This window comes from Aeromonas sp. s8 (assembly GCF_040907785.1).
Taxonomy (GTDB): Bacteria; Pseudomonadota; Gammaproteobacteria; order Enterobacterales; family Aeromonadaceae; genus Aeromonas; species Aeromonas veronii.
Genome location: NZ_JBFOCL010000047.1, coordinates 1 through 15314 on the forward strand (window position 1 = coordinate 1; position 15314 = coordinate 15314).

At 60.7% G+C, this 15314-nt stretch carries 11 protein-coding genes and 2 tRNA genes; 8 read left to right on the forward strand and 5 right to left on the reverse strand.

Translation table 11 applies throughout. The features are described from left to right. Positions 1 to 85: transfer RNA gene (locus AB5Y86_RS16065), tRNA-Tyr, on the reverse strand. 34 nt (positions 86 to 119) lie between these two features. Next, positions 120 to 204 (reverse strand) — tRNA-Tyr (locus AB5Y86_RS16070). Positions 205 to 328: 124 nt separating this feature from the next. On the opposite strand from AB5Y86_RS16070, the gene AB5Y86_RS16075 reads away from it, so the two are divergent. Next, entirely contained in the window at positions 329 to 838 is a 510-nt protein-coding gene (locus AB5Y86_RS16075) for a VC2046/SO_2500 family protein (protein WP_368193413.1), read from the forward strand. 111 nt (positions 839 to 949) lie between these two features. Here the strand turns inward: AB5Y86_RS16075 and raiA are convergent, their stop codons facing one another. Beyond that, positions 950 to 1288, reverse strand: coding sequence for a ribosome-associated translation inhibitor RaiA (gene raiA, locus AB5Y86_RS16080; protein WP_005334257.1), 339 nt, complete (start codon positions 1286 to 1288; stop codon positions 950 to 952). Between the two features lie 368 nt (positions 1289 to 1656). On the opposite strand from raiA, the gene AB5Y86_RS16085 reads away from it, so the two are divergent. The 3 genes from AB5Y86_RS16085 to AB5Y86_RS16095 all read left to right on the forward strand — a co-directional run bounded on the left by AB5Y86_RS16085 (position 1657) and on the right by AB5Y86_RS16095 (position 7338). Then, entirely contained in the window at positions 1657 to 4161 is a 2505-nt protein-coding gene (locus AB5Y86_RS16085) for a putative bifunctional diguanylate cyclase/phosphodiesterase (RefSeq protein WP_368193414.1), read from the forward strand. A 99-nt stretch (positions 4162 to 4260) separates the two neighbouring features. Beyond that, on the forward strand, positions 4261 to 6162 hold the full coding sequence (locus AB5Y86_RS16090) for a transglycosylase SLT domain-containing protein (protein WP_040066126.1): 1902 nt from the start codon (positions 4261 to 4263) through the stop codon (positions 6160 to 6162). Positions 6163 to 6339: 177 nt separating this feature from the next. Further along, positions 6340 to 7338: a LacI family DNA-binding transcriptional regulator gene (locus AB5Y86_RS16095; protein WP_040066127.1), complete on the forward strand. Its 999-nt coding sequence runs from the start codon at positions 6340 to 6342 to the stop codon at positions 7336 to 7338. Between the two features lie 77 nt (positions 7339 to 7415). Here AB5Y86_RS16095 and AB5Y86_RS16100 read toward each other — a convergent pair whose 3' ends face one another. After that, the gene (locus AB5Y86_RS16100) at positions 7416 to 8480 is read right to left on the reverse strand and encodes a 3-deoxy-7-phosphoheptulonate synthase (RefSeq protein WP_368193416.1); all 1065 of its coding nucleotides are present in this window, start codon (positions 8478 to 8480) and stop codon (positions 7416 to 7418) included. Between the two features lie 125 nt (positions 8481 to 8605). Continuing rightward, the gene (locus AB5Y86_RS16105; RefSeq protein WP_368193418.1) at positions 8606 to 10558 is read right to left on the reverse strand and encodes a TonB-dependent receptor; all 1953 of its coding nucleotides are present in this window, start codon (positions 10556 to 10558) and stop codon (positions 8606 to 8608) included. A 266-nt stretch (positions 10559 to 10824) separates the two neighbouring features. Here AB5Y86_RS16105 and AB5Y86_RS16110 point away from each other — a divergent pair, with 266 nt between their 5' ends. Genes AB5Y86_RS16110 through dhbA form a run of 4 tightly spaced genes read left to right on the forward strand, consistent with a single transcriptional unit; the run spans position 10825 to position 15309 of the window. Continuing rightward, positions 10825 to 11973, forward strand: a complete 1149-nt coding sequence (locus tag AB5Y86_RS16110) for an isochorismate synthase (protein ID WP_335848566.1) — start codon at positions 10825 to 10827, stop codon at positions 11971 to 11973. Then, positions 11970 to 13616 (forward strand): (2,3-dihydroxybenzoyl)adenylate synthase, encoded by a 1647-nt coding sequence (locus AB5Y86_RS16115; RefSeq protein WP_368193419.1) that lies wholly within the window; start codon positions 11970 to 11972, stop codon positions 13614 to 13616. Before AB5Y86_RS16110 ends, AB5Y86_RS16115 begins: the two co-directional genes overlap by 4 nt. Next, a complete protein-coding gene (locus tag AB5Y86_RS16120; RefSeq protein ID WP_368193420.1) occupies positions 13613 to 14545 on the forward strand; it encodes an isochorismatase family protein in 933 nt (310 codons plus the stop codon). Before AB5Y86_RS16115 ends, AB5Y86_RS16120 begins: the two co-directional genes overlap by 4 nt. After that, a complete protein-coding gene (gene dhbA / locus AB5Y86_RS16125; RefSeq protein WP_368193422.1) occupies positions 14542 to 15309 on the forward strand; it encodes a 2,3-dihydro-2,3-dihydroxybenzoate dehydrogenase in 768 nt (255 codons plus the stop codon). The genes AB5Y86_RS16120 and dhbA overlap by 4 nt, the downstream gene beginning before the upstream one ends. Positions 15310 to 15314: the final 5 nt, after the last annotated feature.

A 15314-nucleotide genomic window follows, 5' to 3' on the forward strand; every position in this document is an offset into this window, starting at 1 on the left:
TGGTGGAGGGAGAAGGATTCGAACCTTCGAAGGCAGAGCCGTCAGATTTACAGTCTGATCCCTTTGGCCGCTCGGGAACCCCTCCACGGGGTATTGCTTTCAACTTGTCGCACTTGAAATGGTGGAGGGAGAAGGATTCGAACCTTCGAAGGCAGAGCCGTCAGATTTACAGTCTGATCCCTTTGGCCGCTCGGGAACCCCTCCACAAGTGCGAGGCGCATACTAACAGATCTTCCGGTTTTGTGAACCCCCAAGCAGGATTTTTCCATTAAAAGAATTGGATTTGTGGCCGATAACCAGTGAAATCGCCATTTTCGAGAGTTATCTCATGCTGCCCAGTTCAATCCGTAATCACCTGCTCGTCGATGAGGGCCAGTTGGGGCAGCGCCTCAACCGTGACCTGCAGCATGGGGATCGGGCGGATTTCCGGTTGCATCTGGCCCTGCTGACCGACGCGGTGGAGGAACAGCCCTGGTTTGATGCCAAATCGGCGGCCACTCCCCAGAGCCGTGACTGGCGTCTGCACTTTGCGCTGAGACCGGCAGAGGTGCTGGTGGCTGAAGGGGCGGGGTGTGACTGCAGTGCCATCAATGAGCGGTTGCAGCAAGGGGGAAGCATGGTGGATGTGCGGCTCTGGCTGGCGCTGCAAACACCGCCGCTGGCGGTCAAACAGCCGCTGCTGGATGAGGCTGTCTACGACAACCTGTCACCGCTGGCGCGGGAGCGGTTGCAAGGAAAGCTGGCCGATATGCCACGCCAGGAGGATCCGCTGGTATTGCTGCCGATCCTCGACCGTTTGCAACAGGGGGTGGATACCCGGTTGCACTGGCTCAGTTGATGGCGCCTGTTCACTGGTGTAACGCGATGCTTGTCGGCAAATCACAGGCAACAAAAAGGCGGGTGACCCCGCCTTTATGCTCTTTGGAATTTTTAGCCGTGCGGCATGCTATCAAGCGTCAGCTTCATCCGGTTGCGGCTGCTCTTTGAGCGCGGCATTGGCACGACGGGCAATCGGCTTTTCGGTGTGACGGTTGAGTTGGCGCTCCAGTTTTTGCCCCAGTTCGTTGATGGCGGCGTAGAGATCCTCATGCTCTGCCTGGGCAAACAGTTTGCCGTTGGGGATGCCAGCACTGGCTTCGACAGTGAACATCAGACGCTCTTTGGAAACAATCACATGGGGTGTGATGAGAGGCACCTGAAGACGTTCGAGCTTTTCAAAACGGGATTCGATGCGCTCGCGGATAGCCGGGGTGATGTCGATGATTTTGCTGGTAATTTCGATTTTCATATTGGCCCCCTTCGGGTCGTCTTGCTTGTGTCTTCACCTTCAGATTACTCATTGGTAAAGATTGAAATGTGATCTATGTCACATAACCTTCCCTTGGCTATTCAGCAACTTATAAATTGTGATCTTTTCCGGTTTCGTGCCAAAAACAGCTTGAGCTCCATGAAACTGGCAGGCAGTATGACGGGAATAGGATCGTTTCTGTCCCTTCTTGGCAGCACTTCGTGTCGACCTCATGTCCGGTTTCCACTGCTTGATATCGCATGTTTGTACTCTTCCCTCGCAACCTCTGATCTGATGAGCGGATGCAGGGGGCGTTGCTATGCCTGATTGGACATCAAACGTGGTTGGTTGTTGTGTTGGAGTGGTAAATGAAGCAGCAGGCCACGCAAGTCATGTGGTTTTTCGATCGGCAACACGATCAGTGGAGTCTCTCTGATCAGGGGGCCTACCAGCAGTGGCAAGGGGAGGGCAATCATCCCTGGGCCGCTCGCCTGTTACCGGAAGACGAGGCAGGCTTTGCCGACTTTCTTGTCCGGCTTCATGAATCACATCTGCCTGAACAGTTCATCGGTCATCTGAAAGATGATCAGGGGCAGCTCAACCATGTGCTCTGGAGCGGCCAGTTTGTGCCCACCCAGCAGATCTGCTGTGGCTGGCTGGCCCCTCTTGATACCGCCAACAGTTCAGTATCCTCTCTCAACCTCTCTTTGCCGTTGCTGCAAACCACCCTGCTCACCCAGTTGGCGCAGGCGCTCTCTGCCCGCACCGGGCTCGATTTCTTCAATACCCTGGTCAGCCAGCTGGCTCATATTCTCAAGGTGGATGCGGTCTGGGTGGGGGAGTTGTGCGGTGCTGACCGGGTCAAAGTGCTGGCCGCCGACGGGCTGGCGCAGAAGGACTATCCGCTGGCGGGCTCCCCCTGTCAGGAGCTCTACAAGCAGGGGGCCATCTGTTTCGAGGTGATCGACGAGTCGCAGGAGTATCAACCCTGGCTGGCGGCCGGGCAGACTTATTATGGTCAGCCGCTGTTTGATGCCAGAGGCCAACTTCTGGGCCATCTGGCGCTGCTCTATTCGGCCCCGGCAGATACCAGCAACCTCACCTCGGTACTCAATACCTTTTCGGTACGGATGGTAGCCGAGCTGGAGCGATTGCAATCAGATGCCCAGATGCGCCTCTCTGCCGTTGCATTCGAGACCCACGAAGGGATCATCATTACGGATCCGGGGTTCAAGATCCTGCGGGTCAACAACGCCTTCAGCCAGATCACCGGCTTCGACAGCCAGTCGGTGCTGGGCCTGCATCTGGAAGAGGATCTCTGGCCCAATCTGGGTGGGCTCGGCTACGAGCTCAATACCCTCAGCCGCTGGCAGGGGGAGACCCAGCGTCGCCATGTCGATGGTCACTCCTATCCCCAGTGGGAGATAGTGACGCCGGTGCAGGATGAAAAAGGGGTGATCAGCCACTTTGTCATCTGCTTCGAGGATATCTCCGAGCGCAAGGCGGCCGAGCGACGCATCCAGGATCTCGCCTATTACGACGAGCTGACCGGATTGCCCAATCGCCGTCAGCTCCACGAGACCCTGGTGCAGACCTTCAACGAGGCGACCCGCGACGGTCTGATTGGCGCCCTGCTCTTTATCGATCTCGATCACTTCAAGACTATCAACGACTCCCTCGGCCACGCCACCGGTGACTGGCTGCTCAAGGAGGTCGCCGCCCGTCTCAAACGGCTGGTGCGACAGGGGGATTGTCTGGCCCGCCTCGGTGGTGACGAGTTTGTACTGCTGCTGCCATCGCTCTCGGCCAGCCCGCCCCAGGCGGAGATGCAGGCCGATATCATTGCCGAGAGGCTCATCACCGAGATTGCCGCTCCTTATACCTATGTGGGGCAGGTGCTGCACATCGGTGCCAGCGTCGGCATTACTTTGTTTCCGGATCGGGAGCAGGGGGTCGATGATCTGCTCAAGCAGGCAGACACCGCCATGTATCAGGCCAAGTCCGCTGGCCGCAAGACCCGTCGCTTCTTCGATGCCTCGATGCAGCAGCAGGCGGATCGCCGTCTGCTCATTCACAACGAATTGCGCAATGCCCTCAGCCAGCAAGAGCTGACCCTCTACTATCAGCCTCAGCATATGGTCGATGGCGGCGATATCATTGGTGTCGAGGCACTCATTCGCTGGCAGCCAGCCGGTCGCTCGCTGGTTTCGCCTGCCGAATTTATCCCCATTGCCGAGGAGACGGACCTGATTGTCGATATCGGCAACTGGGTGCTGCACGAGGCGTGCGCCCAGTATGTGCTGTGGGAGGAGAACGGCATCCACATTCCGCAGATCTCGGTCAACGTCAGTGCCAAGCAGTTCCATGCCACCGACTTTGTCGAGCGGATCCACGATGTGTTGGCGCAAACCGGCATGGATCCGGCCTGCCTCAATCTGGAGATCACCGAATCCGTGGTGCTGGGTCATGCCGAGGACACCATCAGCAAAATGACCGAGCTCAAGGAGCTCGGCATCAGCTTTGCCATCGACGATTTTGGCGCCGGTTACTCCTCCCTGAGCTACCTCAAGCGGCTGCCTGCCGATGAGCTCAAGATCGACCGCTCATTCATTCAGGACATACCGAAAGATGGCGACAACATGGCCATCGTCGAGGCGGTGATCGCCATGGCGCGACATATGGGGTTCAACGTCACGGCAGAAGGGGTGGAGTCCCGTCAGCAACTGGAGTTTCTCAAGGCGCAGGGGTGTAGTTTCTATCAGGGATATCTCGCCTCCAAGCCGCTGCCGGTGCCCTATCTGGAGAAATATGTACAGCGGCTGACCAGACCGGAGCAACTGCGCGAAATGCAGCTGAGCGAGGCAGAAAAATAGTCCCAGCTCCCCGCTGTAGCGCCGCCCGGCAACGGGTAGAATGAGAGGCAGTAGACCCACCGCCACCGGGCGGTGTATTGCCCTCAATGGAGATGTTCAGTGAAAGCTGTATGGGGAATTGTTTTGTCGGCGCTGTTTGTGCCGACCCTGATGGCGCAGACTGCCGACCAGACGCTCTACCGTCAGGCGTATGACGCCGTACGGGCCAATGATCAGGCCCGTTTCCAGCAAATTCGTGCCCGTTTGACCCATTACCCCCTGCTCCCTTACCTCGATTACTATCAGCTCGCCTTTCGTCCGGGGGCGGCGGATTACAACGATGTGACCCGTTTTATCCGCCAGCATGGGGATACCCCCCAGTCCAACCGGCTGGAGCGCAGTTATCTGACCTATTTGGCCCAGAGCCAGCAGTGGTCGCAGTTCCTTCGCTTCTATCCGGCCAAGCCGAGCTCCACCGACCTGCTCTGCATGCACTATCAGGCGCTCTATTACACCGGCAAGCCGAAAGAGGCGTTGCAGGGGGCGGGCAAGATCTGGATGAGCGGTCAATCGCGTCCCGATGCCTGCTCCCCGCTGTTCCAGCTGTGGCAGGCATCTGGTCAGCGAACCCAGGAGAAGATCTGGCAGCGGATGACGCTGGCGTTCGAGGCGGAAAACCCCAATCTGATCCGCCACCTTGGCGCGACCCTGGGTAGCGGCTTGCAAAGCTATGGCGATCAGATGGTGACCCTGTTCGAGCAGCCAGCCAAGGCGATGAACCCGGCCTATTTCAGCAGCAATCCCTATTCCCGCAAGCTGCTCTCCCTCGGCTTGACCCGCTATGCCAATCAGGAGCCTGAGTCGGTGCTGCGCCAGCTTGCGCTGTTTCGCAGCCGTTTTGGCCTGACCCAGGCCGAGGTGAAACCGGTAGAGCGTGCCATTGCCCGCCGCCTGCTGCTGGATCGCTCCATTGCCCAGCGTAGCTGGGTCGACAGCACGGTGAAAAAGCTGGCGGACCCAGATATCACCGAGCTGCGGGCGCGACTGGCCATCTGGGAGCAGGATTGGCGTGGCCTCTCCGGCTGGGTGAAGATGATGCCGATGGCCCGTCAGAAAGAGGATCGCTGGCGCTACTGGATGGCGCGCTCCCTTGAGGTGCAGGGGCAGCAAAAACCGGCGCGGGATCTCTATCTGGAGACTGCCAACCTGCGCGGTTTCTACGGCTTTATGGCCGCCCAGCGCACCGGGGTGCCCTATCGCATCAAGAACCAGAGCGTCAAGCATGTACCGGACTGGCGCACGGCCAGCCAGCGCTGGCCCTTCCTGTTGCGGGTGCGCGAGCTGCTGTCGATGAACGAGATTGCGGCGGCCCGCTCGGAGTGGATCCACAATATGGATCGCAATCCGGTGGCCCAGCGCATCGAGTTTGGTCATATCGCCCTCAATCAGGGCTGGCACGAGCTGGCCATTCTCGCCAGCATTCGCGCCGAAGCGTGGGATGCCCTCGACCTGCGCTTCCCGCTGCCGCTCAAACGCACCTTCTCCCAGATGGCGCAAGAGCGCACCATGAACACCAGTTTGCTCTACGCCATATCCCGTCAGGAGAGTGCCCTCTATCCGCTGGCCCAGTCGCCGGTGGGGGCGCGCGGTCTGATGCAGCTGATGCCTGCTACAGCCAAAGAGACTGCCGGCAAGCTGGGGGTGCCCTATCGCAACGAGCAGCAACTGTTTGATCCGACGATGAATATTCGTCTGGGAAGCGCCTATCTCAAGCGCTTGCTGGATGTCTATGACGGCAACCGGATCCTGGCGGCGGCCGCCTACAACGCCGGGCCGGGACGGGTAAAACGCTGGCGAGAGCAGAGTGACAACAAGCCGATGGACGTGTGGGTCGAGAGCATTCCCTACAAGGAGACCCGCAACTACGTACAAAACGTGTTGTCGTTCGATCTCATTTATCAGCACAAGCTGCAGCAGCCGCTGCGCTTCATGTCAGAGCGGGAGCTCAATCACGCCTATTGAGTCGGGGGCCGCCAGCCGGCTCCTGTTTTCAAATTTCCCTGCTGCCGGGTATCATCGGGTAAGGTTTTGTTACCAAAGGAAACATGCCTGGTGACCTGGCTCCGGGAATTGCATCAGGCCGCAGGGTATACTCGGGCGTCGGCACCGACAGGTTCCCCCACAATAAAGGAATGGATAGTGGCAACGATTAAAGACGTTTCTCAGCTGGCAAATGTGTCTATCTCCACCGTGTCGCGGGTTATCAACAACACGGCACAGGTAGCACCGGAAAAGCGTGAGGCCGTACTGGCGGCCATGAAGGAACTGAATTTTCGACCCAACAGTTTTGCCCAGGCACTGGTCAGCAAGCGTTCCAACTGCATTGGCGTGCTGGTTGGCGACCTCTGCGGCGGCCCCTTCTTTGCCCAGATGATGCGTGGCATCGAAACCATGGTCGATCAGGCTAACAAGTTCACCATCGTCATGTCTGGCAACCACGATATCGCGCGCGAGCGTCATGCCATTCAGGCGCTGCTGCAGCGCCAGTGCGATGCGCTGATCCTCCACAGCAAGGCGCTTCCGGACGAGGAGCTGAGCGAGCTGGCGGCAGGCTCTACCCCCATCGTCTTTATCAACCGTCAGGTGCCGGGCTTTGAGGATCGCTGCGTCTGGCTCGATAACCAGGCGGGGATCACCACCGCGTGCCAGCACTTGTTGGATGCCGGTCATCGCAACATCGCCTTTATCACCTCCGATGATGAAGAGTTTGTAGATGGTCAGCAGCGGATGGCCGGTTACACCCAGACCCTGGCCAGAGCCGGGATCGCCTTTGATCCTGCACTCGTCAGCCGCGCCTTTGCCGACGAAAATGGCGGCTATGTGGCGATGAGTGAACTGCTGGCCCGTGGTGTCGAGTTCACGGCCGTGCTCGGTTTCAACGACGGCATGGTGGCGGGGGCGATCTCTTGCCTGCTGGAGCGGGGTTACAAGATCCCGCAGCAGGTGTCGGTGGTGGGGTTCGACGATATCCCCTACGCCCGCTACATCTATCCCAAGCTCACCACAGTGCGCTACCCCATCGAGGAGATGGGCAGCCGCGCTGCTGAACTGGCGCTGCGCCTGCTCGATCACAAGCCGGTAGACGGCCTGGCGCTCAAGTTTGAAGCCCAGCTGGTGGAGCGTGAGTCAGTCGCCTGACGTGCGTCAAACAGTGAACAACAGTGTGGCCCCATCGGGGCCACACTGTTTTCTGAGTTATCTCTCTAATCCGCCATTTATCCCGCCAGGGCGATCCGCTGCTGGCGGCGCACCTCCACCCCTTCTGCCACCATATCGAGCAGCTGCCTTGTCTGTTCCCAGCCGATACAGCTATCGGTGATCGACTGGCCGTAGCGCAGCGGTTTGCTGCCGATATCCTGACGCCCTTCGCAGATAAAACTTTCCACCATGATGGCGGCGATGGCATGGCTACCTGCTCCCAGCTGGTCGGCAATGTCACGGGCAACCAGCAGCTGGTGGGCATGTTGTTTCTGACTGTTGCCGTGGCTGCAATCGATCATCAGCCGAGGTGACAGATGATGTTGGCGCAGCAAGTCGCCAGCCTCTGTAACATGATTGCTCTGATAGTTGGGTTGGCGGCCACCGCGCAGGATCAGATGACAGTCGGGGTTGCCATGGCTGCGCACCAGTGCCAGCTGGCCATCACCGGAAGGTTGGGTATAGAGGTGGGCCGCCCGGCTGGCGAGGATCGCCTCGACTGCGATCCGGATATTGCCATCGGTGCCGTTTTTAAAACCGATGGGGCATGGAAGGGCCGAGGCCAGCTGACGGTGGAGCTGGGATTCGGTGGTGCGGGCACCGATGGCACCCCAGCTGATGAGATCCCCCAGATAGAGCATGCTGGTGAGATCGAGAAATTCGGTGGCACAGGCGAGCCCTTCCTGTCCAAGGGCCAGAAGTAACTCCCGGGCCAGGGATAGGCCCTTTTCCAGCCGATCGCTGCCATCGAGGTCGGGATCGAAGATAAATCCTTTCCAGCCGAGCGTCGTGCGCGGCTTTTCGAAATAGGTGCGCATCACCAGTTGCAGCTGCTCCCCGTATTGGCCCTGCAGTTCAGCGAGCCAGCCACCATAGTCGCGGGCGGCTGCCGGATCGTGAATGGAGCAGGGGCCGATCACCAGCAGCAGGCGATCATCCTCTCCCTGCAGAATATGGCGGGCTTGCTGGCGGCTGCGTGCGATTTGGCGAGCGAGCCGTGCCGGACAGGGTCTGGCCTTTAACATCTCGTCAGGGGTGGGCAGGGTGGCAAGGGGTGAAGCATTCAGAAGTGAGGTGAACATGAGCGATCCTGATGAAAATGGAAATCTGCATGCTCTTTGCTGTCCAGTGGGGATCTTCCCCTTATTCTCTTGGTTAACAGAGCGCGGGCATGGGCCCGCGCTCTGTTATATCGGCCTTGGCTACCTTAGAAGCGGGCTGAGCCGCTGACGTAGTAGCTGCGACCCGGTTCGACGTTCTGGAAGACGGTGTCTTTCTCTTGCAGGCGCACGTCGGTCAGGTTGTTGATCCCCAGTCGCAGGTCAAAGTTCTCGGTGACCTTGAAGCCGGTGCCGAGATCGAAGGTCTGATAGCTGGGCAGCTTGTGCAGTACGACAACCTTGTTGACGGTCTGCTCGGCAAACTGGGTACCGGTGTAGGTGGTGCCGACAAAGGCATTGACCCGCTCGGTGGCCTGCCAGGTGATCTTGGCGTTGGCCTTGTGCTCCGGCCGCTCGGGCAGTGCCTGACCCTGATCGCCTTCCGCCTTGAGGTAGGTGTAGTTGGCGCCGAGGTTGATATCGTTGGTCAGATCGAGCTTGCCGGTTAGTTCCAGCCCCTTGGTAGTGGCTTTCTCCAGGTTGTACCAGGTGCGGTCAGTGGAGTTCGGCAACTGCTTGAAGGTGAGCATGTCGTCGATGTCGGAGTAGAACAGGGTGGCGCTGGTTTCCCAGATCCCTTGCCCTGCGATAACGCCCAGCTCGTAGTTGGTGCTGGTTTCCGGCTTGACCTTGTCACTGCCATAGATGCGGCAACTGCCGCCGCAACTCTCGATGCTGTAGCCATTGGAGTACTGGTGCGGTGCCGGCGCCTTGAAGGCCTGGCTGACCCCGCCTTTGACGGTCACCACATCGTTCAGCTCGTACACCAGATAGCCGCGCGGGGTGAAGTGACTGCCGTAGATCTCGTGGTGATCGTAACGGCCGCCCAGAGTCAGGGTCAGGCTATCGGTCAGGCCGATCTCGTCCTGAGCAAACAGTGCCTCCTGGGAGTGACTCTCTTTGCCGCCGATATCCTTGTAGCTCACCGCATCCACCAGCTCCCGGTCCAGATATTCACCACCCAGGGTCAGGTAGTGGTTGGCCAGCGCCAGGTTGGTATAGCCCTTGAGGGTCAAGGTGTTCTCTTCCAGCTCCCGCTGCTGTGGGGCAGAGTAGCTGGTGTTGAAGTCGTCGATCTGGGAGGTCTCGTAGTTGGCCATGACGGTGGTGTCACCCCAGCTCCAGTTCCCCTTGTGGGTCAGCCCAAACAGGTTGCGATCGTTTTGCTGCTGGCGGCTGTGCACCTTGTTGCCGGTTTTGCGGAAGATATCGAGAGGCCGCTCATCCTGGTTGTAGAGGTAATCCAGCTCGAAGCGCTGCTGCTCATCCACCAGCCAGCTCAGGGTGGAGGCGAAGTTGCGGGTCTGTTTGGCTTCGATAAGAGGGATGCCGTCAGCAGCTTCGGTGGGGGTCCAGGCTTGACGGTCATACACCTCGCCGTTCATCCGGATCAGCAGGTTGTCGGTCAGCGGGCCGGTAAAGCCCAAGTTGGTTCTGTGCTGATCGCCGCCATCCTTGCCTTCGATAGCCTTGAAGTCGGCATCGGCCGCCCCTTGCCAGGTTTTGCCCGGCTGCTTGGTGATGATGTTGATGACACCACCGATGGCATCGGAGCCGTAAAGTGCCGACATGGGGCCACGGATCACCTCGACCCGCTGGATCATGCCAAGGGGCACGGGAGTGTTGTCGAAGTTGCCGCCGCGCCACAGGGCATTGGAGGAGGAGAGGCGTTTGCCATCCACCAGTACCAGGGTGTACTTGCCGGACATGCCGCGAATGCCGATATCGCTGCGGCCATTGGTGTCAGCTTCAGCCTGAATGCCCACTTCGTGGCGCAGCAGGTCGGCAAGGTCATTGACGGGCGCGGCGGCGATCTGTTCGGCCGTGATGACAGAGATGGAGGCTGGTGCCGAGCGGGTATTGTGCGCCGTGGTGGTGACGGTGATCACTTCATCGGCTTGAGGGGCGTTGCTGGCGGCGATCGCTTGCTGGGTCAGCAGAGTGACGATGGTGGTGGCCAGCAGGCTGGGAGCAATAAAACGGGAGGTTGAGGATTTCATTATTTACATCTTCCATAATATACAAATGATAAGCGTTATCATTATCAAGTTGAATTTGCTCCGATCGCAACTCTTTTTTATCGGCGAAGCTCAGTTTCGTTCGTCACCTTCTTTTGACTAAAAAGAAGTTAATGAAATTGATTCTCATTTGTATTGATCGTTTTTTCGCTCCTTGTTAGGATGCCGTTCACCCTGATATCTGGTGAGTCAAATGACTCACTTTAAGTGGTATCAGGCAGTGATTCATTCCAAGGAGTAGCACCGTCATGTGTGACCATGCACTGGAAGGAGAGTGGCCCGCCACAGCGGTCGGGCTGGATAAAGTGTGCTGTTTTGCCAGCGGTGACAGGGTACTGGTCGCCTCCGGTATCCACGACAGTTTTACCGGCATCCCACCGGAGAAGCTGCTCGCCCATCTACGTCAGTTGCGCCAGCAGGGGATGGCCAATCCCATCGCCATCGGCGCCATTCCGTTTGATACCCAATCCCCTTGGCATCTGGTGATCCCGGCGCAATCGCAGTGGGTCAAACGAGATGCGTTGTTACCCGCCCGCTGTTGCCAGCTCCATGGCGAGGTGAGCGAAGTGACCGGCTCTGCCCACTATCAGGGGGCGGTGCGGGCAGCGTTGCAGCAGTTCAGCGAGGGGCAGCTCGAGAAGGTGGTGCTGTCGCGCGCCATCGATGTGCAGAGCGCAGAGCAGACCTCCCCCGCACACGCCTATGGCTCTCTGCTGGCCCAGAATCCGGGCGCCTATGTGTTCCAGATCCCGCTGCCGGATGGGGAGACCCTGCTTGGTGCGAGCCCCGAGCTGCTGGTATCGCGCAGCGAGATGGCGGTGGTGAGCAATCCGCTGGCGGGCTCCCGTCCGCGCCACGCGTTTTCCGATCAACAGGCGGCCAGTGCCGAGCTGCTGGGGGCGCAGAAGGATCGCTATGAACATGCGCTGGTGGCCGATGCGGTCGCCGCCGCCCTCGCTCCCTTCTGCCGAGAGCTGGACGTCCCCCTGGAGCCGCAGGTGATCGCGACCCCTACCATGTGGCACCTCTCGACCCGCATCGCCGGGCGGCTCCATGAGCCCTCTCCCGTGCTGGCACTGGCGCTGGCGCTGCACCCGACACCGGCGGTATGCGGCACGCCGCTCTCGGCTGCGCGTCAGGCCATCGCCCGGCTCGAGGGGTACGATCGCCGCTTCTACTGCGGCGCCGTCGGCTGGATGGATGCCGATGGCAATGGCGAGTGGGTGGTCACCATTCGCTGTGGCGTGCTGGCCGGCAAGCAGCTGCGGCTCTATGCCGGCGCCGGGGTAGTGGTGGGCTCTTCGCCGGAAGCAGAGTGGCAAGAGACCGCCGCCAAGCTTGGCACCATGCTGCGCGCCTTCGGCCTCGAAAGCCGGGAGCCGGAGGTAACTGCATGAAGCCGCTGGTGCCCTTTATCCCCTGGCCCGCCGAGCTGGCGGCCCACTACCGGGCGCAAGGGTGGTGGTGCGGACAACCGCTCACCGCACTGCTCGATGACTCCGCCGAACGTTATCCCGAGCGCACGGCCCTGATCTGCGGCGAGCGAACCCTCCGTTATGGCCAGTTAAAGCGTGAGGTCGATGCACTGGCGGCGCGGCTGGCCGCGCGCGGGCTGGGCCACGGAGATACCGCGCTGGTGCAGTTGCCCAACTGCGCCGAGTTCTATATCTGCTGGTTTGCCCTGATCCGCTGCGGAGTAGTGGCGGTGCATGCCCTCTACAGCCATCAGCGGCGCGAGCTGGTGGCCTTTGCCCGCCAGATTGAGCCCGCCTTGCTGGTACTCACCCCCTCCCATCCCGGCTTTGCCGGTGAAGCGGGGAGCTTGGCGGCCCTTGATGAGCTGGTATCGCCTTCTTGCCAGACACTGCTGTTCGAGCAGGCAGAAGGCTCCGATCTTCAGTCAGGATTTGCATGGTGTCAGCCTGACCCGATAGCCCGTGCTGATGGTTCGCCGCTGACGGCTATCGAGCCAACTCCTACCCAGGCCGATCAAGTCGCTTTTTTCCAGCTCTCCGGCGGCAGCACCGGCACCCCCAAACTGATCCCCCGTACCCACGATGACTATGGCTACAGCGTGCGCCAGAGCGTAGCGGTGTGCGGCTGGGATGAGCGGGTGATCTATCTCTGTGCCCTGCCTGCGCCCCACAATTTTCCCCTGAGCTCCCCCGGCGCACTCGGGGTGTTTTATGCCGGTGGCTGCGTGGTGCTGGCAAAGGATCCTTCCGCAGCAACCTGTCTGCCGCTGGTGCAGCGCCATCGGGTCAACTGGGCGGCACTGGTGCCACCGGCTCTGGCGCTCTGGCTGGAGGCGGCCAGCCACTATCCGCAGACCTCTCTGGAGTGTGTGCAGGTGGGGGGCGCGCGCCTCAGCCCGGCTCATGCCGATGCGGTAGCGAGCCGCCTTGGTTGCCGCTTGCAGCAGGTGTTTGGCATGGCCGAGGGGCTGGTCAACTACACCCGCATCGAGGATGACCAGTGGCACATCGTCAATACCCAGGGCCGCCCGATGAGCCCGGGCGACGAGGTGGAGGTGCGAGACAGCGACGGGCGCCCCTTGCCCGATGGCGAGTGCGGCGAGCTCTGGACGCGTGGCCCCTACACCTTTCGCGGCTACTTCAAGGCCGATGCCCACAATCAGCGCGCCTTCGACCGGGACGGTTTCTACTGCACCGGCGATCTGGTCTGCCGCTTGCCCGGCGGCCATCTGATGGTGGTGGGGCGCAACAAGGATCAGATTAACCGGGGCGGGGAGAAGATCGACGCCCTTGAGATTGAAGAGCTGTTGCTGACCCACCCGGAGGTGCGGCAGGCGGCACTGGTCGCCATGCAGGATCCCATGCTGGGGGAGCGCAGCTGCGCCTTTTTGATGTGCCGCGAGCCCCTCAATCTGCCCCGTTTGCGCCGTTTCCTGCGCGAGCAGGGGGTGGCCGATTACAAACTGCCCGATCGCCTGGTGCTGGTGGAGCAACTGCCCCACACCCCGGTCGGTAAGATAGACAAACAGAGGCTGCGCGAGCAGCTCGCCAAGGAGTGTGCATGACCATTCAATCCCTCGCCGCCTATCCGCTGCCTACCGCCGAGGAGCTGCCCACCGGGCGGGTGAACTGGCCCTTCGAACCGGGCCGCGCCGCCTTGCTGGTCCACGATATGCAGCACTATTTCGTCGACTTCTACGGGGCGGACAATCCGCTGATCAATCAGGTCATCGACCATATCGCCACCCTGATCCGTCAGGCGCGTGCCCTCGGCATGCCGGTGGTCTATACCGCCCAGCCCGCCGAGCAGAGTCAGGCCGATCGGGCGCTGCTCAACGACATGTGGGGGCCGGGACTGACTCGAGCGCCGGAGCGTCAACCGATTGTTTCGGCGCTGGCTCCCGAGCCGCAGGATACTGTGCTGACCAAGTGGCGTTACAGCGCTTTTTGCCGCTCACCGCTGGCCGAGCTGATGGCCGAATGGGGACGGGATCAGCTGGTGATCTGCGGCATCTACGGCCATATCGGGGTGATGCAGACGGCGGTCGATGCTTTTATGCGCGATATTCGCCCCTTCCTGGTGGCTGATGCCATCGCCGACTTTTCCCGCGAAGATCATCTGCTGGCGCTCTCCTACGTCAGCCGCAATGCAGGTCGGGTGATTACCGTGGCCGAGGTGATGGCGGCCAGCAAACGCCCCCTGACTCGGGAGTCGCTACGTGCTCAGGTGTTGGCACGGCTGCCCGCCGAGATGCAGCAGGAGCAACCTGCCGAGAATGACAACCTGCTCGACTACGGTCTCGACTCGCTGGCGGTGATGGGGCTGGTGGAAGAGTGGCGTCAGCAGGAGCTGGTGGTGGAGCTGGCCGAGCTGGCCCGCACGCCGACCCTGGCTCACTGGTGGGATCTCCTCTCCCGTCAGCTTAAGGTCAGTCAGACCACGGCTTATCAGGTCAACGAAGTGCACGTCAGCGAACCGGAGTGCACCCCATGAGCGAGTGGCAAGGCAGAACCGTCTGGGTAACCGGTGCGGCGCAGGGAATTGGCCATGCGGTGGCGCGTACCTTTGCCGAGGCTGGGGCCAGCGTGGTGTCGTTCGATCTGCAACTGGCCGAGGCACTGCCCGGCAACGTGAAGGGGGTGGTGATCGATGTTAGCGACAGCGAGGCCGTGACCCGCTGCTGCGAGCAGCTGCTGGACGAGGGACTGGGGCCCGATGTGCTGGTCAATGTCGCTGGCGTACTGGCGACCGGCAGGCTCGATGAGGTGGATGACACCCTCTTGCTGCGCACCTTTGCCATCAACACCTTCGCTCCTTTCTACCTGATGCGGGCCCTGACCCCCTGGTTTCAGAGACGGCGCAGGGGCGCCATCGTCAATGTCTCCTCCAATGCCGGTCGGGTGCCACGAGTGGGGATGGGCATCTATGGCGCCTCCAAGGCGGCGCTGACCAGCCTCACCCAAACGGCGGGGTTGGAGCTTGCTCCCTACGGCGTGCGCTGCAATCTGGTGTCGCCGGGCTCGACCCGCACCCCCATGCTGTACGGCATGTGGCAGGAGGGGGAGGCGGCGCAGCAGGAAGGAGAGCTGCGTACCATCGCGGGTCTGCCCGGGCAGTTCAAGCTGGGGATCCCTCTTGGCAAGCTCGGGACACCCGACGAGGTGGCTGCCTGCGTGCTGTTTCTCGCCTCCGATGCCGCCAGCCATATCACCCTGCAGGATCTGGTGGTCGATGGCGGTGCCACCCTGGGGGTCTAGCCCGC